The organism is Nocardia mexicana NBRC 108244, from assembly GCF_001613165.1.
In the GTDB taxonomy this organism is placed as follows: Bacteria; Actinomycetota; Actinomycetes; order Mycobacteriales; family Mycobacteriaceae; genus Nocardia; species Nocardia mexicana.
Map to the genome: position 1 here is coordinate 1 of NZ_BDBV01000140.1, position 20838 is coordinate 20838.

19 protein-coding genes and 1 pseudogene are annotated in these 20838 nt (G+C 71.0%); 10 read left to right on the plus strand and 10 right to left on the minus strand.

Features of this window, described 5'->3' with window-relative positions:
• From NM1_RS38850 to NM1_RS38865, 4 genes and pseudogenes are all read left to right on the plus strand, one after another.
• On the plus strand, nt 1-648 hold a 648-nt coding region (locus NM1_RS38850; protein WP_507762188.1), incomplete at its 5' end, for an ArsA family ATPase.
• Nucleotides 649-715: 67 nt separating this feature from the next.
• A complete protein-coding gene (locus NM1_RS43405) occupies nt 716-1288 on the plus strand; it encodes a hypothetical protein (RefSeq protein WP_174556960.1) in 573 nt (190 codons plus the stop codon).
• Nucleotides 1285-2250: pseudogene (locus NM1_RS38860) on the plus strand (ROK family protein); the annotation flags it as partial. The gene NM1_RS43405 and the pseudogene NM1_RS38860, both read left to right, overlap by 4 nt.
• A gap of 414 nt (nt 2251-2664) precedes the next feature.
• Nucleotides 2665-3390 carry a lysophospholipid acyltransferase family protein gene (locus tag NM1_RS38865; protein ID WP_068032534.1) on the plus strand — a complete coding sequence of 242 codons (726 nt, stop codon included), beginning with the start codon at nt 2665-2667 and terminating at the stop codon, nt 3388-3390.
• A gap of 4 nt (nt 3391-3394) precedes the next feature.
• Here NM1_RS38865 and NM1_RS38870 read toward each other — a convergent pair whose 3' ends face one another.
• Entirely contained in the window at nt 3395-3892 is a 498-nt protein-coding gene (locus NM1_RS38870) for a polyadenylate-specific 3'-exoribonuclease AS (protein ID WP_068032537.1), read from the minus strand.
• Between the two features lie 163 nt (nt 3893-4055).
• Between NM1_RS38870 and NM1_RS38875 the strand changes: the two genes are divergently transcribed.
• The 3 genes from NM1_RS38875 (at nt 4056) to NM1_RS38885 (ending at nt 6286) form a co-directional block, all read left to right on the plus strand.
• The gene (locus tag NM1_RS38875) at nt 4056-5441 is read left to right on the plus strand and encodes a class II 3-deoxy-7-phosphoheptulonate synthase (RefSeq protein ID WP_068032538.1); all 1386 of its coding nucleotides are present in this window, start codon (nt 4056-4058) and stop codon (nt 5439-5441) included.
• A complete protein-coding gene (locus NM1_RS38880; protein WP_068032540.1) occupies nt 5438-5743 on the plus strand; it encodes a hypothetical protein in 306 nt (101 codons plus the stop codon). Before NM1_RS38875 ends, NM1_RS38880 begins: the two co-directional genes overlap by 4 nt.
• Before the next feature lie 132 nt (nt 5744-5875).
• The gene (locus tag NM1_RS38885; protein ID WP_147288998.1) at nt 5876-6286 is read left to right on the plus strand and encodes a hypothetical protein; all 411 of its coding nucleotides are present in this window, start codon (nt 5876-5878) and stop codon (nt 6284-6286) included.
• On the opposite strand, the gene pknB is transcribed toward NM1_RS38885, so the two are convergent.
• Nucleotides 6261-8219 carry a Stk1 family PASTA domain-containing Ser/Thr kinase gene (pknB, locus tag NM1_RS38890; protein ID WP_068032563.1) on the minus strand — a complete coding sequence of 653 codons (1959 nt, stop codon included), beginning with the start codon at nt 8217-8219 and terminating at the stop codon, nt 6261-6263. The two genes, NM1_RS38885 and pknB, sit on opposite strands and share 26 nt — an antisense overlap.
• A 161-nt stretch (nt 8220-8380) precedes the next feature.
• Here pknB and NM1_RS38895 point away from each other — a divergent pair, with 161 nt between their 5' ends.
• The gene (locus tag NM1_RS38895) at nt 8381-8749 is read left to right on the plus strand and encodes an Rv2175c family DNA-binding protein (protein ID WP_068032565.1); all 369 of its coding nucleotides are present in this window, start codon (nt 8381-8383) and stop codon (nt 8747-8749) included.
• Between the two features lie 158 nt (nt 8750-8907).
• Here NM1_RS38895 and NM1_RS38900 read toward each other — a convergent pair whose 3' ends face one another.
• The 4 genes from NM1_RS38900 to NM1_RS38915 form a co-directional block, all read right to left on the minus strand.
• A complete protein-coding gene (locus NM1_RS38900; protein WP_068032544.1) occupies nt 8908-9837 on the minus strand; it encodes a phytoene/squalene synthase family protein in 930 nt (309 codons plus the stop codon).
• Nucleotides 9834-11360, minus strand: coding sequence for an alpha-(1->6)-mannopyranosyltransferase A (locus NM1_RS38905; protein ID WP_068032567.1), 1527 nt, complete (start codon nt 11358-11360; stop codon nt 9834-9836). Before NM1_RS38905 ends, NM1_RS38900 begins: the two co-directional genes overlap by 4 nt.
• 162 nt (nt 11361-11522) lie before the next feature.
• Nucleotides 11523-13142, minus strand: a complete 1620-nt coding sequence (gene crtI, locus NM1_RS38910) for a phytoene desaturase family protein (RefSeq protein ID WP_342773708.1) — start codon at nt 13140-13142, stop codon at nt 11523-11525.
• Between the two features lie 334 nt (nt 13143-13476).
• Nucleotides 13477-14586, minus strand: coding sequence for a polyprenyl synthetase family protein (locus NM1_RS38915; RefSeq protein WP_068032547.1), 1110 nt, complete (start codon nt 14584-14586; stop codon nt 13477-13479).
• 244 nt (nt 14587-14830) lie between these two features.
• Between NM1_RS38915 and NM1_RS38920 the strand changes: the two genes are divergently transcribed.
• On the plus strand, nt 14831-15829 hold the full coding sequence (locus NM1_RS38920; protein WP_068032549.1) for a methylenetetrahydrofolate reductase: 999 nt from the start codon (nt 14831-14833) through the stop codon (nt 15827-15829).
• 85 nt (nt 15830-15914) lie between these two features.
• Nucleotides 15915-16625 carry a hypothetical protein gene (locus NM1_RS38925; protein WP_068032551.1) on the plus strand — a complete coding sequence of 237 codons (711 nt, stop codon included), beginning with the start codon at nt 15915-15917 and terminating at the stop codon, nt 16623-16625.
• Between the two features lie 158 nt (nt 16626-16783).
• On the opposite strand, the gene NM1_RS38930 is transcribed toward NM1_RS38925, so the two are convergent.
• The 4 genes from NM1_RS38930 to NM1_RS43240 form a co-directional block, all read right to left on the minus strand.
• A complete protein-coding gene (locus NM1_RS38930; RefSeq protein WP_084520465.1) occupies nt 16784-18037 on the minus strand; it encodes a glycosyltransferase family 2 protein in 1254 nt (417 codons plus the stop codon).
• Nucleotides 18038-18150: 113 nt separating this feature from the next.
• Entirely contained in the window at nt 18151-18783 is a 633-nt protein-coding gene (locus NM1_RS38935) for an LppM family (lipo)protein (RefSeq protein ID WP_174556961.1), read from the minus strand.
• Nucleotides 18784-19152: 369 nt separating this feature from the next.
• Entirely contained in the window at nt 19153-20031 is an 879-nt protein-coding gene (locus NM1_RS38940; RefSeq protein ID WP_068032558.1) for a carotenoid biosynthesis protein, read from the minus strand.
• On the minus strand, nt 20028-20838 hold an 811-nt coding region (locus NM1_RS43240), incomplete at its 5' end, for a phytoene desaturase family protein (RefSeq protein ID WP_169814401.1). The genes NM1_RS38940 and NM1_RS43240, both read right to left, overlap by 4 nt.

The window sequence follows — 20838 nt, forward strand, 5'->3', positions numbered from 1 at the left end:
CGCACCGGCGCCCGGCTGATCACCGGCGCCGAGCGGGTCGCGCTCGCGGAAACGGCGCGGGTGCGGTCGGCGGCGGCGCTGCTGGGCCTGCGGCTGGACGAGGTGATCGTGAACAAGGTGCTGGCCCCGGTGCCCCCGGCCGACGGCGCCGCGCATCCGGCAGTGCAGTGGTATCTGGCCCGGCGCGCCGAGCAGTTGGACGTGATCGAGGAGCTGCGCGGGCGACTGCCCGGCGTGGCGGTGACGGTGGCCCACCACAGCGGTCCGGAACCGGTCGGCATCGATTCGCTGACCGAATTGTCGTATGCGGTGGATTCGCGCGGGAACCGGGTAGTAACTCCCGCAGACCCTATGCTTGGCGACGACACGAACACCGAGATCGCGCGGGACGGCGAGCCGGTGGTGCGGCGGGAGTCGGGTACCGGGCCGCATTCGGTGTTCACGCTGCGGATGCGGTTGCCCGTGGTCGACCCGGCGACGCTGCGACTGGGACGAGTGGAGGACGATTTGATCGTGGGAGCGGACGGAGTGCGGCGCCGCATGCGCCTGGCGCCGGTGTTGCGCCGGTGCACGGTCGACGGCGCCGAACTCGACGGCGATCAACTGGTCGTGCGCTTCCGCCCCGATCCCGAGGTGTGGCCGCAATGAGCGAGCGGACCGAAACCATGGCAGGGTTCTCACCCATGGCGGAGCCGGGTGGCGGTGGGGCACAGCTATGAGCGAGTTCGACGACGGCAGGGAGACGCCGGGGCAGCCGTGGGCCGACCGGGCGACCCCCGGCGGGCCCGGCGCGGGGCCGGTCGGTGAATCGTCCTCGGGCGCTGCGGATTCCGGCGAGGGAAGTGGCCCTGACGCGGGCGAGCGGCCTCGCGACGGCGGTGCGGGGGCCGGGTTCGGCGCGTCGGCGGACGAACACCGTCACGACGACCACCTCGGTGAATTCACCGAGGAGATGCGACTGCTCGCGGAGGCGGTGCTGGAGCGGGTGGAGCCGGTGCTGCGCCGGGCCGCCGCCGACGGGCGCGCCGACTGGGGCGGCTGCAGCTGGTGCCCGATATGCGCCGCGGCCGCGCTGGTCCGCGGCGAACATCACGACGTCGTCGCCGCGATCGCCGAACACGGCACCGCCGTGGTGACCGTGCTGCGCGAGGCCCTGGCCGGGGTGCCGGTGGATCCGGTAGCCCCGGAAAACGATGCGCCGCAGAGTGCTTCACGCGGCCCGACGTCGTCCGCCGCCCGCACGGGCGGATCCGGGTACGTCTCGATTCCGGTGCAGATCAAGGTATGACCACACGCATCGGGCGGGAGGCGCCGCTGACCGTCGGCATCGATGTCGGCGGCACCAACATTCGCGCGTCGGTGGTCGACGGCGCCGGCGAGGTGCTCGACACCGTGCAGGCCCCGACCCCGCATTCGGAACAGGCCCTGGAGGACGGGCTGGACCGCGCGGTGCGAGAACTGCGGGGCCGCCACACGATCGGCGCGGTGGGCCTGGCCGTGGCCGGATTCGTCGACGAGACCCGCTCGTCGGTGCGGTTCGCGCCGCATCTGCCGTGGGAGGACAGCGGGGTCGCGGACCGGCTCACCGAGCGGCTCGGACTGCCGGTGATCCTCGAACACGACGCCAACGCCGCGATGTGGGCGGAGTACCGGTTCGGCGCCGCCGCCGGGGCGCACAACGGCGTGCTGGTGGCGATCGGCACCGGGATCGGCGCGGCGCTGCTGGTCGAGGGGCGCCTGTATCGCGGAAGTTACGGTGTGGCACCGGAATTGGGGCATCTGCAGGTGGTGCCGCACGGCCGCGCCTGCCCCTGCGGCAAACGCGGATGCTGGGAACGGTATTGCAGCGGAACGGCTCTGGTGGACACCGCCATCGAGATGCTGGCCACCGACCCGATGCGCTCGACCATCCTGGCGCGCGAGGTGTTTCGCGATCCGGGCTCGCTGACCGGGCGCAAGGTGGCCGGTGCCGCGCAGGACGGGGATCCGGTGGCATTGCGGGCGATGGCCGATTTCGCGCGCTGGCTCGGGCTGGGGCTGGCGTTCGTCGGCGATATCTTCGATCCGGACCTGATCGTGATCGCCGGCGGGGTGAGTTCGTCGGCGCCGCTGTTCCTCGACGACGCCCGCGAGCACTACGCGGGCGCCATCACCGGCGCCCGGCATCGGCCGCTGGCCCGCATCCGCACCACCCAGCTGGGCGAGGCGGCGGGCATGATCGGCGCCGCGGAGCTGGCGCGGGTGGCCCTGCAGCCGGAGTCGAAGGGCGCCCGGCGCGACTACGCGGTCGGCAGCGGATCGCGGGCCCCGAAGGTCGGCGCCGGAAAGAGCGGTGCCGTGAAGCGTGGCGCCGAGAAGAGCGGTGCTGTGAAGGGCGGTGCTGCGACCGGCGGTGCCGAGAAGCGCGGCGGCGCCGACGCGAGTGGCGACGGAAAGCGCGGGGACGCGAAGGGCAGGGCGGCCGGCCAGGGATCGAACCCCACCGCACGGCGTAAATCCGCCGCCGACGGCCATGCGGGCGCGCGGAGCTGACGAGTGTGGTTCCGGCCGTGTGAAATCGCCCGTGCGGGCTTGGTCACAGCTGCTCGGCGGCGGTAGAGTCGGCACCGACGGAGGTGCCTGCAAGGAGGCCGGTCCCGTACATGCTCACTGGGAAAGGACGCGATGTTCTACTGGCTGCTGAAGTTCGTGTTTCCGGGACCGTTCATGCACCTGGTCAACAGGCCCAAGGCCGAGGGTGTCGAGAATATTCCGGTCGACGGCCCAGCCATCCTCGCGGGAAATCACCTGTCGTTCACCGACTGGCTGTTCACCCCCCTGGCGAGCCCGCGCCGGATCACCTACCTGGCCAAGGCCGAGTACTTCACCACCCCGGGCCTCAAGGGCCGGCTGCAGAAGTGGTTCTTCGCGGGTGCGGGCCAGTACCCGATCGACCGCAGCGGTGCCGACGCCGCCGAGAGCGCGCTGAACACCGCCCGCAAGCTGCTGGGCGAGGGGCGCCTGGTGGGCCTGTACCCGGAGGGCACCCGCTCGCCTGACGGACGGCTGTACAAGGGCAAGACCGGCGTGGCACGCCTCGCCCTGGAGACCGGCGTCCCGGTGATCCCGGTGGCGCTGATCGGTACCGACGAGGTGTGCCCACCCGGTCCGTTCAAGTGGCGCGCGCGCAAGGTCACCGTGAAATTCGGTGCGCCTATCGACTTTTCCCGCTACGAGGGCATGGGCGGCAACCGCTTCGTCGAGCGTGCCGTCACCGACGAGATCATGTACGAACTGATGCGCATGGGCGAGCAGGAGTACGTAGACGTCTACGCCTCCAGCCTGAAGAAGGGCGCCCCCGCCGACGCCCGCCCGGACGCCGACCGCATGCCGGAGACGCTCGCGGGCTAGCCGCCTACGAGGCCTCGCGGCGGCGGTGGGCCTCGATCGCTTCGTATTTCGCGAGGTTGTGGCGGGCGTCGGCGAGCGCATCGTGGGCGTCCGAGGGGACCGGCGGGAGCTGCGGGCGGCCGGCCATCTCCCAGTACTGCCGCAGTTCGTTGGTGTAGCGGGGGAGCGTGCTGGGCAGGTCGACCATCGAACCCCACAGCTGGCAGAGGGCCACGTGGTCGTAGGCGCTGACCCAGGCCCACATCTCCGGTTCCACGGTCGGCCGCGGCACCAGGAAGCGATACAGGTCGTCGCGGATCTGCGCGCGGCTGCGCCACAGCGGCGACGCGGGCGGCGGCAGCTTGGGCAGCACGTTGCGCCGCACCCAGGGCCCCGCCTTGCCGGGATCGAATTCCGTTGAGACCGCGTAGTACTCGCGCCCGTCCTCGCAGACCACGCCGATCGAGACCAGGTCGATGGTTACACCGTCCTCGATGAATTCGCAGTCGTAAAAGTATTTCAGCGCGATCGCTCCTCACGGTCGGCCGGACGGGGGTCGCCGCCGGCAGCGGTGCCCGCGCCCGATGCCGCGGGGCTTCTCGAGGTTACGGCCCGGCAAAGTGTGCTTGCGCACCCCCCTACCTCCGCGTTACCACAGTGTCGCCCGAAGTCACTATCCTGAGCTGGTGAACTGGACCGTCGACGTACCGATCGACCGCCTGCCGGAACTGCCTCCGCTGCCTGCCGAACTGCGTCGGCGACTCGACGATGCGCTCGCGCGCCCCGCCCTGCAGCAGCCGTCGTGGGATCCGGAACTGGCGTCGAAGATGCGCACCGTACTCGAGAGCGTGCCGCCGATCTGCGTGCCCGCCGAGGTGGAAGAACTGCGCGAGCGCCTCGCCGAGGTGGCTCGCGGCGAGGCATTCCTCATGCAGGGCGGCGACTGCGCCGAGACCTTCGCCGACAACACCGAACCGCATATCCGCGGCAATATCCGCACGCTGCTGCAGATGGCCGTGGTGCTCACCTACGGCGCCAGCCTGCCGGTGGTGAAGGTGGCCCGCATCGCCGGGCAGTACGCCAAGCCGCGCTCGGCCGATCTGGACGCGCTGGGCCTGCGGTCCTACCGCGGCGATATGGTGAACTCGCTGGTGGCCGACGCCGCCGTCCGCGAGCACGACCCGTCGCGACTGGTGCGCGCCTACGCCAACGCCAGCGCCGCGATGAACCTGGTGCGCGCGCTCACCGGCGCGGGCATGGCCGATCTGCACAAGGTGCACGACTGGAACCGCGATTTCGTGGCCCAGTCTCCGGCCGGTGCCCGCTACGAGCAGCTGGCCGAGGAGATCGACCGCGGCCTGGCCTTCATGAGCGCCTGCCGGGTGCAGGATCCGAGCCTGCAGTCGGCGAAGATCTACTGCAGCCACGAGGCGCTGGTGCTCGACTACGAGCGGGCCATGCTGCGCCTGGCAGAGAACGCCGCCGGCGACCCGGTGCTCTACGACCTGTCCGCGCACTTCCTGTGGATCGGCGAGCGCACCCGCCAGCTCGACGGCGCCCACATCGCCTTCGCCGAGCTGCTGGCCAATCCGATCGGCCTCAAGATCGGTCCGACCACCACGCCCGAACAGGCGATGGAATACGTCGAACGGCTCGACCCCAACAACGAGCCGGGGCGGTTGACGCTGGTGGCGCGCATGGGCAATACCAAGGTGCGCGATGTGCTGCCGCCGATCATCGAGAAGGTGCAGGCCACCGGCCACCAGGTGATCTGGCAGTGCGATCCGATGCACGGCAACACCCACGAGTCGTCCACGGGCTACAAGACCCGCCACTTCGACCGCATCGTCGACGAGGTGCAGGGCTTCTTCGAGGTGCACCACGCCCTGGGCACCCACCCGGGCGGCCTGCACATCGAGCTGACCGGCGAGAACGTCACCGAATGCCTCGGTGGCGCCCAGGACATCTCCGACCTGGATCTCGAGGATCGCTACGAGACGGCCTGCGACCCGCGCCTGAACACCCAGCAGTCGCTGGAACTGGCGTTCCTGGTCGCGGAGATGCTGCGGTGAGTTTGAACGTCGTCTTCCGCAGCGACGGGGCCCTGCAGGTCGACGGGACGGACCGCGCCATTCTGCGGTTGCTGCGCGATCGCGACCGCGACGGGATTCCGTCGGAGGTGGTGCTGAGCGACGGCAGCCGGTTGCTGATCTTCAACATCTCCTGGGGTTACGATCCGGCCGTGGTGTCGGCTCAGGTCACGACCAATATCAGCCCGAGTATCGGTGGCATGCCGGTCGACGTGTTCAGCACGGCGGCGGTGGTCGCGATCAACGATCCGGAGACCGGGACGCCGCTGCTCGCCGTCGCCTGAGCGCACCTGCCCGAAAGGCTAGATTCCAAAAAGTTAGCTGATCTGTTGCTGATACCGAACGGTTGGGTTAGGTTTAATCCGTCCGTTGCCGGCGGCAATGGGCTGACTGAGGGATCTGCCCTGGGAGGACCGATGAAGGTGGTAACGGTGGCCGGTGAATTACGACCCGGCGCCGATCGGCTCGGCGGTGGCCGCGGCCGATCGATGGGAAGAGACGGGGCCGCCCTGGTACAGCACGATCTGGTGATCGACGGCGTGCCGGCGTCGGTGGTCATCGAAAGACCCGAGGCGGATCGGCCCGCACGCGCCTGGCGCTGCCGGATCCGGATCGCCCGCGGTATCGGCCGGCTGGAACAGTCGCAGGTCGTCGGGACCAGCGCGAATTCGGTCCTGGAACAGGCCTTGGATCTGGTCGCGGCGCGGGTCGGGCTCAGCGTGGCCGAGGTGATCGGCGGGGCCAGCGTGGGATCGGATCTGCCGATGTCGCGCCGCGCCGAACGGGGGCCGGACTCGCCGGCTAGAACGGCAGAACGACCAGCGTGACGGTGCTGCCGGGCTCGACGTGCGCTCCGGCAATCGGGGTCTGACCGCGGATGGTGCCGCGATCGTTGCCGGTGAAGATGTTGCTCAACACCACCTGCAGCCCGAGGCCCTCCAGTTCGCTGCGGGCGGCCGACACGCTCTTGCCGCCCACATCGGGGACCTGCACGGCATTCGAGACGAGCAGGGTGACGGTGGCTCCGGACAGCAGGCTGGTGCCCGCGGCGGGATCGGTGCCGACGACGTCACCGGACTTTACCTTCGGGTCGAACTCGGTTCTGGTGTCCTGCACGGTGATTCCCGCCTTCTCCAGCGTGGCGCGCGCCTCGTCGGCGGTCTTGCCGCGCACATCCGGCAGTTTCACCGGCGCGGAACCCTTGCTGCGGAACACCTTGACCGACGCATCCATCGGCAGCACCGTCCCCGGGCCCGGCTCCAGTTGCGCCACCGAACCCTTGGGGGCGGTGCTGGGTCTCTCACCGCCGTCGACCGGCTTCAGCCCGGCGTCACGGATGGCCTGCTGCACCGTCTTCACGTCGTCGCCGGGCTGAAACTGCGGCACCTGCGGTTTGCCGCTGGAGATGAGCACCGCCACGGTGGAGCCCTTCACCACCCGGGTCCCCGCCGCGGGGTCGGTGCCGACCACGTTGCCGACCGGGATCGTGTCGGAGGCCTTGTTGCGGATCGTGGTGTCGAATCCGGCGTCGCTGAGCGTGACCGTCGCGCGGTCGGTGTTCATCCCCGCGATCGGCGGCACCGCGGCGTACCGCCCGACACCCAGCCACCAGCCGCCGATACCGAGCAGCAGCGCCAGCGCGACCACGATCGCCGCCCAGATCAGCACCCGGCGCCGGGATCTGTCGCGGTCGGCCCCGAAGTCCTGTGCGTAGGGCTGCCGGCGGTCCGGCGGCGGCGCGTATTCGGGCTGTTCGGGTTCGGCGCGCGGCTGCGTGGCGGTCATCACCCGGGTGCGCTGCGGGCCGGGGGGTTCGGCCGCGAACCGGGTGGTCTCGTCCGCCGCGCGGGGCGGCGGGGGCGGCGGCGCGGCGGGCGTCGGGCCGATGCGGTAGTGCGACGACAGATGTTCCGCCGACTCCTTCGGCGCGGGCACCCGGTAGTCGGGCAGCTGCAGTTCGGCCGCGATGTGCCGGAGCTCGCCCGCCATCGCGGTGGCGTCGGCGAAACGGTGCGCGGGCTCGCGGGCGGTGGCGTGCGCGACCAGCTCGTCGAATTCCGGCGGCACCCCGGCGATGAGCCGGCCGGGGCTGGGCACATCCTTCTCCACCCGCTGGTAGGCGATCGACAGCGAGGTGTCGCCGGTGAACGGCGTACGGCCGGTGAGCATTTCGAAGATCAGGATGCCGAAGGAGTACACGTCGCTGCGCGCGTCGGCATTGCCGTCGGTGACCTGCTCGGGCGACAGGTACTGGGCCGTCCCGAGAATGACGCTGGCGGAGGTCATATTCGATCCGGCCGCGGCGCGGACCAGGCCGAAGTCGGCGATCTTCACCTCGCCGCCGTCGGAGATCAGCACGTTCTCCGGCTTGACGTCGCGGTGTACCAGCCCGGCCGCATGCGCCACGCCGATGGCCTGCAGCACCGGCTCGGCCACCGCGTACACCGCGTGCGGCGGCATCGGGCCGCGCTCGCGCAGCAGCTCGCGCAGGGTGCCGCCCTCCACCAGCTCCATGATCAGGAACGGGTACTCGCCGTCGATGCCCTGGTCGTAGACCGCGACCAGCGACGGGTGCTTCAGCTTGGCGACCGAGCGGGCCTCGAATTCGAACCGGCTCAGGAACTGCGGGTCGCCGGCGAACTTGGGGTCCATCACCTTGATCGCGACCGGCCGGTCCAGGCGCGTGTCCACCCCCCGGAACACCATCGACATGCCGCCCCGCGCAATCGGCGCGTCGATGCGGTAGCGCCCGTCCAGCATCTGGCCGATCAACAGATGTCCTCCGACTTTCACAAAGCTCTCACCTCTCGCTTCGGCTGCGACAAGCGAATGCCACCCCCGTGGCGGCACCCCCGATGGTATAGGCGTGGCGGGTGCGGGTCTCTCACGACGTGCGGGCGGGAACCGCTACCGTTATGCGGGTGAGTGCATTTCCCTGCAGCGACGATGTCCTATCGGAGTCGGTGGCGCTGCTCCCGCTGCCGGACGTGGCCGAGCAGCTCGGAATCGCGGTGACCCGCGTCCATCAGATGTTGCGAGACCATCAGCTGCTCGCGGTGCGCCGGGACGGCGTCGCCGGAGTTCCGAAGGACTTCTTCGACTCCACCGGGGCGGTGGTGAAACCCCTGCCCGGCCTGATCACCGTGATGCGCGACGCAAAATACACCGACGAGGAAATCCTCGAGTGGATCTACACCGACGACGACAGCCTGCCCGGCCGCCCCGTCGACGCGATCCACGGCCCGCTGGCCCGGGAGGTCGTCCGCCGCGCCGCGGCCGAGCCGTTCTGAAGCGAGCGGGACTGCCTCCTGTGAGGCGTGCGTGTGGCACTACTTCCCGGCGTGCTGTTGGCCGGGATCCACACCTGCGGCTGGATTCCGGCCGGAGACACGCCGGAATGAGAGGGCGGGGCACGCTGCCGGGAGGGCAGAGGCTTACGGGTGTGCCGCTACCCGCGTAGGTAGGCGGTGGTGAATTCGGTTGCCGCCACCCGTAGTCGGCGTCGTCGCGGCACCGTTGCGCGGCGGGTGAATATCGCGTACTCCGAGCGTTCCACCTCGTCGAGAATTCCTGCGTAGAGCACGGCGGCGGTCCGGATCGCGGGGCGCACGCGCGGGTGCAGCAGCTCGATTCCCGGAGTGGCGCGGCGATACAGCGCGCGGTTGGTCGCGATCAGGTGGGCGAGGGCGCGGCGCAGGCGCGGGTCGGTGCGGCCGGTGCGGCGGCAATGGGCCAGCAGGTCCTCGTCGACGCCGAAGGCGGCCAGTTCCGCGGTCGGCAGGTACACCCGTCCGCGGTCCAGGTCCTCGCCGACGTCGCGGAGGAAATTGGTGAGCTGGAACGCCTCGCCCAGCGCGGCGGCCGCCGGTTCCGCCTCGGCCGCGGGCACCACCGTCCCGAGCACGGGCAGCAACTGCAGGCCGATCGCCGCCGCCGACCCGCGCATGTACTCGCGCAGTTCGGCCATCGTGGCGTAGCGATTGCGGAAATGCGGACTGTCCGGCACGTCCATCCGCATGGCGTCCAGGAAGGTCCAGAAGTGCTGCGGCGCAATGCCGAACCGGGTGATGGTGTCGGCCACGGCGGAAAGTACGAGTTCGCGGCCCGGCGAGTCGGCGCGGGGAACCGGTTCCGGGCCGGTCGCGGGCAGCCGCTCGCGCAGTTGCTTCTCGATCCGGTCCAGTTGGGCGGCGGCGTCCTCGGCGCCGTGGTCGACGATGTCGTCGACGGTGCGGGCGAAGGCATACAGCGCGTGGACGGCCGGGCGCTGCTCGGGGGAGAGCAGCCGGGTGGCCAGGAAGTAGGTGCGGCCGTGTGCCGCGGCGATGGTCCGGCAGTGCCGGTACGCGGCGGGCTCGGCGGCCGCGCTACCGCTCATTGCTTGGGTTTACCGGCGTCCGCGCGTAGCCGCAGCGGATCCACCGTGCGCAGCGACAGCGCCGCCACGACGGCGATGAAGGTGGCCACGGCGACGTGCCAGAAGTTGTACAGACCTATCGCGCCGCCGGGCTGGAACACCAGCATCAGCCAGGTACACAGCCCGACCAGCACCATCAGCGTGGTGGTCGACAGCGCGAACCCGGCGGCCAGGGCCAGCGGCCAGGAGTAGTACCAGGGCAGCGCGGCGGGGGACAGGATGACGATCGCGACGAACGCGATCAGTATGCCCAGCACCGCCTCCCGCTCGCTGTGCTTGAACCGCCACCACGTCCAGATCAGGATCGCCACCAGCGCCACCGCGCACAGGCCGCGCGTCCAGTCCAAGACCGACTCGACTCGCAGCGGCGTCACCCACGTGGTGATGTGCGCCATGACGGTCGGCAGCGACAGCCAGTTGATGATCTTCTTCGAGCCCGACAGCGCGGTCAGCCACCCGACCCCGACCCCGGCGACGGCCGAGGCGGCGGCGAATACCACCGCGAACACCGACAACCCCAGCCCGCCGATCTTCGCGAAGGTCCACAGCGGGTGCGGGAGCGGCCCCTTGTTCTCCGCGGCGCGGCGCTCGCGTTCGTGAATCATCCAGATCCACACCAGGAACGGCAGCGCCACGCCCGCGGTCGCCTTGATCGCCACACCGATCGCGACCACCACGATCCCCGCCGCGTGATGCCGCTCCAGCACCAGCGCGATGCCCGCGGCCATCAGGCCGACCATCAGCATCTCGTTGTGCACGCCGCCGATCAGATGGATCAGCACCAGCGGGTTGAGCACCGCCAGCCACAGCGCGACCGTCGGCTTACCGCCCAGATGCTTGGTCAGGTGCGGCACCGCCCACATCATCAGGGCCAGGCCGGGCAGCATGACCAGGCGCATCGCCCAGGTGCCCGCCACCACGTTGTCGCCGGTGATCATCGTGATCCACTTGCCCAGCAGCAGGAAGATCGGGCCGTACGGCGCGGTGGTGGTGGTCCACACCGAACTCACGTTGTCCAGCAGGACACCCGGATTGACCACCGGGCCGACCGTGTAGGGGTCGTAGCCGTCGCGCAGCAGGGCGCCCTGCGCCAGATACGAGTAGACATCCTGGCTGAACATCGGGACCGCGAACAGCAGTGGGAAGACCCAGAGACCCACGATCCCGCGCAGCTCGTTGAGCGTGACCGCGCTGCCGCGCTCGGAGGTGCCGATCGTGATCCGGCCCAGCCGCACCCAGCCCACGATCATCGCCAGCACGCCCAGCCAGACGACCATCGTCGCCAGCGCGTACCCGTGCCCGAATCGCAGCCAGGACAGGTGCGCCGCCTCGAGCAGCGGATCGCTGCGGCGGGTGGCACCGGCCCCGAGACCACCGCAGGTGATCATCAGCGAGCCGCAGCAGCCGAGCAGCGCGGCGTGCCCCTCGGGGCTGCGGAAGAAGTCGGCGGCGAATCGCATCCACCAGCGCAGGGTGTGCGGCATTGCCGTGGCGCCGGGATGTGGTGCCGCGGTGATCACTGGGGCCGCTACGGTGGCGGTATCGGGCTCGGGGGTAGGCATAGGTCGTAGGGTTCCCCCCGGAAATCGGTGCGGTCGGAACCGCTGTCAACAGGTCGCCGCCAGTTTAATTGGTTGCCGGAAACACTAGCGCGTCGGTTCGTACGGATCATGCCTCGGCATGTCGAAGATCGCATGACGAACGGGTGCGATCCGGGTGTCGGGCGCGCCGGTGATGCGGTGCGCCGCCAGCTTTCCCGACAGCAGCGTCGTCGGAACCCCTACTCCCGGCGTGGTGCCGCACCCCGCCAGCACGACGTTCTCGGCGGTGCGAGGCAGGTTGCGGGTGCGGAACGGGCCGGTCTGGCGGAACAGGTGCGCCGCGGAGAACGGGGTGCCCGCCAGCATGCCCTGATCGCGCCAGGTCTGCGGGGTGTCGAGATGGTCGACGGTGAAATGCTCGGCGATACCGCGGTAGCCGCGCCCCTCCAGCACCCCCAGCAGCTCGCTCAGGTAGGCCGGGCCGAGATGTGTCCAATTCAACGGCGCCGCATCGAGATTCGGGCACGGCGCCAGCAGCGAGAGGGGTTCGTGGCGGCCGCCCGGTCGGTCGACGAACAAGGTCCGGTCGGTGAGCGCGGGCCGGGTCAGCAGCAGCGACGGATCGCTCATGGTGCGGCCGCGGCCCGGTCTCGTGGCGATCTCGGTGAACGTGCCGTCCCAGGCGGCGCCGAAGTCGATGGTGTGGTGCGCCTGCACCGGCCAGGCGGCCGCCACCTCCGCCGGGACCGTTCCGTGCGCGACGACCGCCGAGGGAGCGGCCCGCAGCGGGCGCCGCCGGGGGAGGCCGAAGACGTCCAGGGAGCCCAGGTCGGCGGTGAGGACCACCGCATCGCAGTCGTAGGCCCGGCCGTCGGCGGTGCGCACGCGGCGCGCCCGGCCACCGGCGTAGTCGATGCCGGTCACCTCGGTGTTCAGCTCCAGGGTGCCGCCCGCGGCGGTCAAGGCGGCGGCCATCGCGGCGGGGATCGCGCGCATTCCGCCCTCGGGGAAGTAGACGCCCAGGCAGGTGTCCATATGCGGGATGGCGCCGTACACGGCGAGCGCCTGCGTCGGTGCCAGCCCCGCGTAGAGGGCCTGGAAGGTGAACAACCGGGCCAGCCTGCGGTCGTGCAGGATGCGGCCGACCCGCGGTCCGAGCCGCCCGAACGCGCCCAGCCGGACCAGGTCGATCAGCGCGGCCCGCTTCTCCGGGACCCGGATCATATCCAGCGGCGAGTCGAAGTTGGTGTCCATGAACTGGCCGTACGCGGCGCCGTAGACGCGGCCGAGCCAGTCGCGCAGCTGCCGATAGCGCCCGGCCTCGGCGGGCCCGCACGCGCGGGCCACCTCCGCGGCCATCGCGTCCGGGTCGTCGAAGACGTCGATAGTGGAGTGATCGGCGAAGCGGGCGCGATAGGCGGGCGCGAGCCGGTGAATGCGCAGGCCCTGCCCGGCGGCGCTGGTCCCGACCGCACCCAGCGCCTCATCGATCAGCCCGGGAAGCGTGAGAACCGTTGCCCCGGAATCGATCTCGTAATCCACCCCGCGATAAACCCCAACCCGCCCCCCAGGATGGTCGGCCCGCTCGAGCAGCGTCACATCCCGCCCGGCACCGACCAGATACAGCGCCGCGGACAGCCCGGACAACCCGGCCCCGATCACAACGACCCGATCCGTCGACCCCGCAAGAGTTTTCACGTCCGCGCTCCCACACTGATCCTGCAAAGATTCCGCACGTCGTACCGGCGCGCATCGCACAAGTGCCCCACGTCATTCCGGCGCGTATTGCAGCGGTGCCCCGCGTCATTCCGGTGCGGAACGCAAAGGCGCCTTACGTCATTCCGGCGCGCTTTTGGCCGGAATCTCCCACGGCCGAGGTATGGACCCCGGCCAAAAGCATGCCGGGATGACGATGGTGGGGCATGCCGGGATGACGGTGGTGGGGCGTGCCGGGATGACGGTGGTGGGGCGTGCCGGGATGACGGTGGTGGGGCGTGCCGGGATGACGGTGGTGGGGCGTGCCGGGATGACGGTGGTGAGGTACGCCGGGATGGCGGGTTCATGCGACGCGTCTGGTGGCGGCGAGTGCCATGTCGCGCAGGCGCTGCTTCGCCTCCGGGGCGGCGGAGCTGGTGTCCAGGGCGGCCAGGCCGCGGTCGGTGAGGTCGGTGATGCGGCGTTCGACCTCGTCGACGGCGCCGAGGTCGGTGATGAGCGTGCGCAGGTGGGTGACCTCGCCCGGGGTCAGGTCGGTGCCGAGGGAGGTGCGCAGCAGGTTCGCGGCGGCGGGGGCGGTGGCGTCGGCGCGGCGCAGCGCCTCGGCGACCAGGACCGTGCGCTTGCCCTCGCGCAGGTCGTCGCCCGAGGGTTTGCCGGTGACCTCCGGATCGCCGAAGACGCCGAGCAGATCGTCGCGCAGCTGGAAGGCGATGCCGATATCGGTGCCGAATTCGCGGTAGGCCGCGATCAGATCCGCTCCCGCATCGGCCAGGGCCGCACCCAGGTGCAGCGGCCGCTCGATCGTGTACGCCGCGGTCTTGTAGCGGTTGATGCGCAGCGCCGCCTCCACCGAATCGTCGGCGCCCGCCTCACCGTGGATATCGAGCAGCTGCCCGCCCATGACCTCGGTGCGCATCGCCGCCCACACCGGGGCGAAGCGGGTGCGGGCGGCCGGAGCCAGGCCCGCGGCGGCGACCATGTCGTCTGCCCACGCCAGCGCCAGGTCGCCGACCAGCACGCCCACGCTGATGCCGAAATGCGCTGCGTCGCCGGTCCATTCGCGGTCGCGGTGGCGTCGTTCGAAGTCCACGTGCACGGTGGGAAAGCCGCGCCGGGTGCGCGAGGAGTCGATGATGTCGTCGTGGATCAGCGCGCACGCCTGCACCAGTTCCAATGCGGCGCAGGCCCGCAGCACGGCCGGGGCCTGGGGTCCCTCGGGGTCGCCGCCCGCGCCGACCCAGCCGGTCCAGGCGAAGGACGGCCGGGTGCGCTTGCCGCCGCGCAGCACGAAGTCCTGCAGCTCGGCGACCGCGTCGATGAACACCGGGCCGAGCTCGGCGACCAGCTCGCGGCGCGAGTCGAAGAAGTCGACGAGCGCGCCCTCGACCGCCGCCACCAGGGCGGCACCGGCCGGAGCCGGTCGTGTCGGGGTGCCCGATCCGGCGGCCATGGCAAACCTCCCAAGCTGATCCGACGCGTCGGCAAGCCGATCGTGCGCAGTGACATACGGTCCGGGGCACCCTGTAACCCCGCAGTGGAACCTTACCGACCTCCCGATCTCACCGAACTTCACGCACCCCGTATCCGTTCGCGTACCCCGTACAAGCCTCGCAGCGGGTGCGGGAACGAGTAGGGGGTGCGGGAGTGCGGGGCGGGCGGCGGTAGTGGAAGCGATTGCCAATTACACTGGGTCGGTGAGTTTCGACAACGTACGGGGACGATCGACCCCAGGCCGACCCTCCCGGACGCCGCAGGTTTCCGGAACTCCGTCCATCGTAGGACAGCTGGTCAGGCGTCCCGAGGGGACCATCCCGTTCTCCGTGGAGTTCAATCCGCCCCGCGATGCCGCCGCCGAGGCACGGCTGTGGCGGGCCGCCCGCGAGTTCGAGCGCATGCATCCGGCCTTCGTCTCCATGACCTACGGCGCGGGCGGATCCACCCGCGACCGCACCGCGCGGGTGACCGGGCAGTTGGCCCGCGAGACCACGCTGCTGACGGTGGCGCATCTCACCGCGGTCGAGCACAGCGTCGCCGAACTGCGCTCGATCGTCGGCACCTACGCCGACGCCGGCATCCGCAATCTGCTGGTGCTGCGCGGCGATCCGCCGGGGGATCCGCTCGGCGAGTGGCGCAAACACCCCGACGGCCTGGAGTACGCCGAGGACCTGGTGCGCATGGTGCGCGGGCTCGGCGACTTCCACGTCGGCGTGGCATCGTTCCCGCAGGGCCACCACCGCTCCCCGGACCTCGACCAGGACACCGCGTACCTGTGCGCGAAACTGCGTGCGGGCGCGGAATATTCGATCACCCAGATGTTCTTCGACGTGGACGACTATCTGCGCCTGCGGGATCGGGTGGTGGCGTGCGACCCGGTCGAGGGCGCCAAGCCGATCATCCCGGAGCTGATGCCGATCACGTCGCTGCGGACGGTGCAGCGGGCCGAGGAGCTGTCGGGCCGGCCGCTGCCCGCGCATCTCATGCAGCGGCTGGAGCGGGCGGCCGGGAACGACCCGGAGGCCAACCGGAATGCGGTGCGCGCCGTCGGCATCGAGATCGCCACCGAGATCGGGCAGCGGCTGATCGACGAGGGCGCGCCCGGTCTGCACTTCATCACGCTCAACTTCGCCAAGGCCACCACCGAGGTGCTGACCAATCTCGGTTACACGGTGACGGCCACGCCGGTGAGCGCCTGATCGGCGTTTCGCGGCCGATAGCGGGGGATGAGCTGCAAGAGCGGAGTACCGTCACGTCTCGACCGTGACGACGAGGAGTACTCCGATGGCCGTGTTGCGCAGTCTGGTCCGTGTCTCCGCTGTGGTGGGCGCGTGCGTCGCGCTGGCCTGCGTCGGTTCGGTCACGACGGCGGCAGGTCCGCCAGGCCCGGAGGCCGCCATCGCCGCGGCCGGGCACGCCGACACCGCGTCGCCGGGTGATTTGCTGACCGCCTACCAGACCGCGGTGCAGAGCCTGCAGCAACTGGGCGTGCAGCCGTTCCTGTACCCGTCGGCGTCGGCGCTGTGTCACGACGGCACCACCATGGGCCTGGTGCCCGCGCTGGCCGGAGCGCTGCCGGGCCCGTGGCCGAAGACGACGGTGTCGATGCCCGGCCTGGACCTGTCGGCGGTGAAGAAGGGGCAGACGATGTTCGCGTTCGTGCCCTACGGGCTGGGCCCGGACGGCGCCGATACGTCGGGTATGCAGGTGGCGTGGCTGAACGCCAGCACCGGCCGGGGCGGATTCGCCGCGATGAACCCGCTGTCCCAGGTGGTGCGGGCGATGGTGCCGCCGGAGGTGCCCGCCGAGATCCGCCCGCTGGCCGAACAGGCCGTGCAGAACTTCTTCGCCGCCGCCCTCCCGACCGGCGGCGTCCGCGCGGTCCCGGTGAACACCGGATCCGGCACCGTGCTCGCCGCGGTCTTCGGCTCGGTCCGCAACGGCAACCGCACCTGCTTCTTCCTGCCCACGGTCGGCATCGTCCCGGTGTCCTGAAGGAGTCGGTATCGCCTGCGCCACAGCGGTGTTCGGCGGGACGCCGCGGCCGCGCAGCATGGCCGGTCATGCGCGGGACGGATGGATCTCGCGCCGTGCTCGGGGCCCGGCCGGGTGCCGCGGTCCGCTCGTGGGCGGCCGTCACAGCGACGCGACGGTCACATGGCGCGGGCGGGCAGGGATCGCCCTTTCCAGCTGAGTGCGCCGGTGTGGTGCAGGCGGTGGGAGCGCACCGACAGGCGCAGGTAGGCGGCGACGGAGAGCGGATGTGCCACGGCGGCAACGACATCCGTGGGCCGCGGGACGCCTCCGGACTCCAGCGTGCGGGCCAGCAGCCGTCCCGTGACCGCGCAGGCGTATCCGGCCCGCCCGATGTGCCGGGTGCGGCCGTGGGCGAACAGCGCCGCCAGCGGGGGACCCCAGAACGTCAGGGCCGCCGCCGCACCCACGGCGGCGCTGCCTGCGGCCGAGCCGTAGGCGGACCACAGCCAGCGGGTGTATCCCGCCTCCAGGGCGGCCGCGCTCCGGTACATCCGGGTGGTGGCGACGCGCCCCGCGGCCACCAGCACCGTCCGGTGACCCGCGCGGCGCAGCGCCCGAGCCAGCGCCAGATCCTCCGTGACCTGCGCGGCGACGCCGCTATGTCCGCCCACGGCGTGATAGGTGGCGGCGTCGAAGACCAGGAACTGCCCGCACGACACCGCGGTCGACGGCCGCAGGCTGTGGTTGGCCAGGCGGATCGGCAGCGTCGCCGCCCAGGACCAGCACAGCAGCGGCTGCACCAGGGCCTCGGCCACCGATCCGGCGCGCTGATACGGCCAGGGCGACACCAATCCGGCACGGGCGCTGCGCAATTCGCCGACCGCGGCCGCGATCGCACCCGGCGCGAGCCGCACGTCGGCGTCGAGGAAGATCAGCACACCCGCCGGGGCGGCACCGGAATCGACGGTGACCCCGGCGATTTCGGCGAGCCGCGCACATGCGGCGTTCTTGCCGGTCCAGCCGGGCGACGGGTCGGATTCGGCCGCGATCACCGTGAAGCGCTCGTCGCCGCCGACCGCGTGCACGGCCGCGGCGTAGGTCCCGTCGCCCGAACGGTCGTCGAGAATCAGCACCCGAAATCGCGAAACCCCGTGCTGCGCGCGCAGATCCGAGATCAGGTCGGGAAGTCGCGCGGCCTCGTCGCGCGCCGGAATGCACACCGTGACCGGCTCGATCACCGTGGTCGGTACCGGATCCAGCTGCCGAACAGTCGCCCGGTTGACCGCCGCCAGTACGGCGCCGGCGCCCGCGACGGCGGCGCCACCGGCGACCAGTGCGCGGACCGCGAAGCCCTTGTCGCGCACCCGCGGTGGGTGCGAGAACGCGGAGCGAATCCGCCGATCCGTCGCTTCCTCACGTGTTCTCTTCATGCGGGGTCCAGCCTGCCACACGCCGTGACGGCTGTCTCGCGCGTTACGGGCGAACCTCCGCATTCGCTCCGGCCCGTGCGCGGGTTGATGGCGGTCGTGCCGACTGCGCCCTCTCAGGTGCGCTGGCGCGGCCGGGGTGCGGGCGGCGGCGGGGTCGGGTTGCGGTTCACATAGGCCAGGATCGCGACGATGGCGGCGACGGCGAGGGTGATGCCGCCGACGATGCCTGCCCAGCCCGCGAACGAGCGGGTATTGGGGTCGGCGTATTTCACCTCGGCCTTTACGGTGCTCACGTCGCCGGGCGGCAGCTTCCAGGACACGATCGAATCGCCCTCGCGGGTGCCGTTGGTGGTGGCGACGCGGGACGGGAAAGCCACGGTGAACTGCACGTCGGAGCCCTGCGGCGGTACGGTGCGCAGATCTATCCGGCCGTTGAGGGTGACCATGTCGCCGGTGCGGTTGAACGACAGGTTGAACATGCCCTGCGTCTGATCCGACAGCTGGCCGAGCTGCTGCACCTCACCGAAGGTGAGGTCGTCGAAGTAGACCTGACTGCCCTTGTACCCGTCCTGCGTGTACGGCTCCACCCGCACCTTGCTGGACAGCGTTTCCGGCACCTTGAGCTGCGGGCCCTTGTCCTTGTCGTTGGCGGGTACCGCCGCCGCGACGATGCGCCCCGACACCCGGTCGTTCGACGACACGCCCATCGATACCTGCAGCCGTAGGCAGCCCGTCAGCAGTGGCATCAGCAATGCCGCCAGCACTACGAGGGACCAGGCACGATGGCGGCGCCGACGGGGCGCGGTCACGCTCGTGCCGTCGGGCTGCGGTGTTGTCGGACTCGGCTGCACGGCTCACATCGTGCCATGACACGCCGGACCTCCCGGCACGCGACGGGCCGGGAGATGGTGCCGCCCTGCGATTCCTGCGTACGGGACTCCGCACCACCTCGTCATTCCGGCGGGCCGGAGGTGGCGCCCTCCGTCTCGTCGGCAAGTCCGGAGCTTCTGCCACCCGTCATTCCGGCAGGTCCGGAGTCGTGCCACCCCGTCATTCCGGCAAGTCCGGAGTCGTGCCACCCCGTCATTCCGGCGGGTCCGGAGTCGTGCCATCTGTCATTCCGGCGGGTCCGGAGCTGTGCCATCTGTCATTCCGGCGGGTCCGGGGCTTGTGCCATCCGTCATTCCGGCGTGCTTTTGGCCGGAATCCATCGATGGACCCCGGCCGAAAGCGCGCCGGGGGTGACGGCTACGCAACAGGGCTGCCAGGAGCGGGATTCCGAGGATGCCCAGGCCGAGGAAGCCGTAGGCGGCGGAGGCGGGCAGGTGGAGGAAGGCTGCGTGGGCGAGCGTGGATCCCAGCCAGGTCCACAGGAAGACGGCGGTCGGGACGGCATCGATACCGGATGCGGCGTGGCCGCGGGCGAGCAGCTCGAGGAGTGCGGCCATGAAGGCGGCGAGCGCGAGCCAGCCGAGATAGTTGGTGTACGGAATCTGCGGCAGGCCGGGCAATCCCGGCGCGGCCGCGCACCAGCTCCACTGGCCGTCGGCGACCATCTGCGGATCCAGGAACAGATCCCAGCCCACCGCGCCGACGGCCGTCATCGGAATGCGCAGGCGGGCACGGGAATACAGCCGCCCCGCGACCACCCACACCGGATACAGCCCGCCGGTCCAGGCCAGCGGAACCACCAGCGGTACGCCCGCGACCGCCGGCCCCAGCCGCCCGGACGCGTAGTCGTAGCAGCCGAACGGGAATCCGGAGGCGGTGCCGAGGATTTCGGCGGCGAGCCCGAGCCCGGAGACGATCAGCACGAACCCGGCGGCGAAGCGCGGGCCCCGGGTGGTGGCGGCGTGCGCGAGTGCCGTCGCCGCCGACAGCACGACGACCACCACCGTGACCCGGTCACGCCCGGCCCCGCTGGTCAGCGGGTAGGCGATCTGCGCCAGCACCAGCGCGATCGCGGTGAGCGCGGGCAGCCGCCGAGCGGTCATCGCCGCCCGAGCCAGGGCAGCCGGGGCCGCCGCAGGTCACGCAGCACCAGATGGGCGGCGCTGCGACCGCTCGCCCCCGAGACACCGCCGCCCGGATGAGTGGAGGCGCCGGTCAGATACAACCCCGGCGCACCCGGGACCCGCTGCCCGGACAGCTCCGGCACCGGCCGCCACAGGAACATCTGATCGAGGGACATCTCGACGTGCATCACGTTGCCGCCGATCAACCCCATCTCCCGCTCCAGGTCCGCCGGAGTCTGCACGAATCGCTGCCGCACCGAATCGGCGAAACCCGGTGCGAGGGAGTCGACCTCGGCGATGATGCGGTCGCCCTCGCGCTCGGCGTGCGCGCTCCAGTCGGAGCCGTCGCCGAGCCGGTAGGGGTGCCACTGCGACCACAGCGACAGCTGATGCTGCCCGGCGGGCGCGATCGACGGGTCCAGGGCGCTGAAGCTCATCGCCAGCACGACCGGCCGCGGTGGCAGCGCCCCGCCGAGCGCGGCGCCGTGCGCGAGGCGCAGCTGACGTCGGTCGGTGACCAGCAGTTGCAGCCCGTGTGCGGATTCCTCGGCCGCGGCGCCCGGATAGCGGGGCAGCGCATCGGTGGCCGCCCGCACCACCATGCCGATGCCGGGCCCGACTCGGATGCGCCGCCGCCAGTCGTCCAGGGCGGCCGGGTCGAATCCGCCGCGCCGCAGCAGCTCCAGCGTGCTCAGGATGTGGGTGCCCGCGATCACGGTGCGCGCCCGCAGATTTCGCCCCGACGCCGTGCGCACCTGCCACCCGTCCCCGGCGCGCCGCAGTTCG

What these genes read in the sequence shown, in the direction of transcription:
- NM1_RS43405 (WP_174556960.1), top strand. Translation starts at nt 716, where the DNA reads ATGAGCGAGTTCGACGACGGCAGGGAGACGCCGGGGCAGCCGTGGGCC.
- NM1_RS38865 (WP_068032534.1), top strand. Translation starts at nt 2,665, where the DNA reads ATGTTCTACTGGCTGCTGAAGTTCGTGTTTCCGGGACCGTTCATGCAC.
- NM1_RS38940 (WP_068032558.1), bottom strand. Translation starts at nt 20,031, where the DNA reads ATGACCGCTCGGCGGCTGCCCGCGCTCACCGCGATCGCGCTGGTGCTG.
- pknB (WP_068032563.1), bottom strand. Translation starts at nt 8,219, where the DNA reads ATGCTGGACGGGCGCTACCGCATCGACGCGCCGATTGCGCGGGGCGGC.
- NM1_RS38930 (WP_084520465.1), bottom strand. Translation starts at nt 18,037, where the DNA reads ATGAAGAGAACACGTGAGGAAGCGACGGATCGGCGGATTCGCTCCGCG.
- NM1_RS38925 (WP_068032551.1), top strand. Translation starts at nt 15,915, where the DNA reads ATGGCCGTGTTGCGCAGTCTGGTCCGTGTCTCCGCTGTGGTGGGCGCG.
- NM1_RS38915 (WP_068032547.1), bottom strand. Translation starts at nt 14,586, where the DNA reads ATGGCCGCCGGATCGGGCACCCCGACACGACCGGCTCCGGCCGGTGCC.
- NM1_RS38905 (WP_068032567.1), bottom strand. Translation starts at nt 11,360, where the DNA reads ATGCCGCACACCCTGCGCTGGTGGATGCGATTCGCCGCCGACTTCTTC.
- NM1_RS38935 (WP_174556961.1), bottom strand. Translation starts at nt 18,783, where the DNA reads ATGCCACTGCTGACGGGCTGCCTACGGCTGCAGGTATCGATGGGCGTG.
- NM1_RS38900 (WP_068032544.1), bottom strand. Translation starts at nt 9,837, where the DNA reads ATGAGCGGTAGCGCGGCCGCCGAGCCCGCCGCGTACCGGCACTGCCGG.
- NM1_RS38885 (WP_147288998.1), top strand. Translation starts at nt 5,876, where the DNA reads ATGAAGGTGGTAACGGTGGCCGGTGAATTACGACCCGGCGCCGATCGG.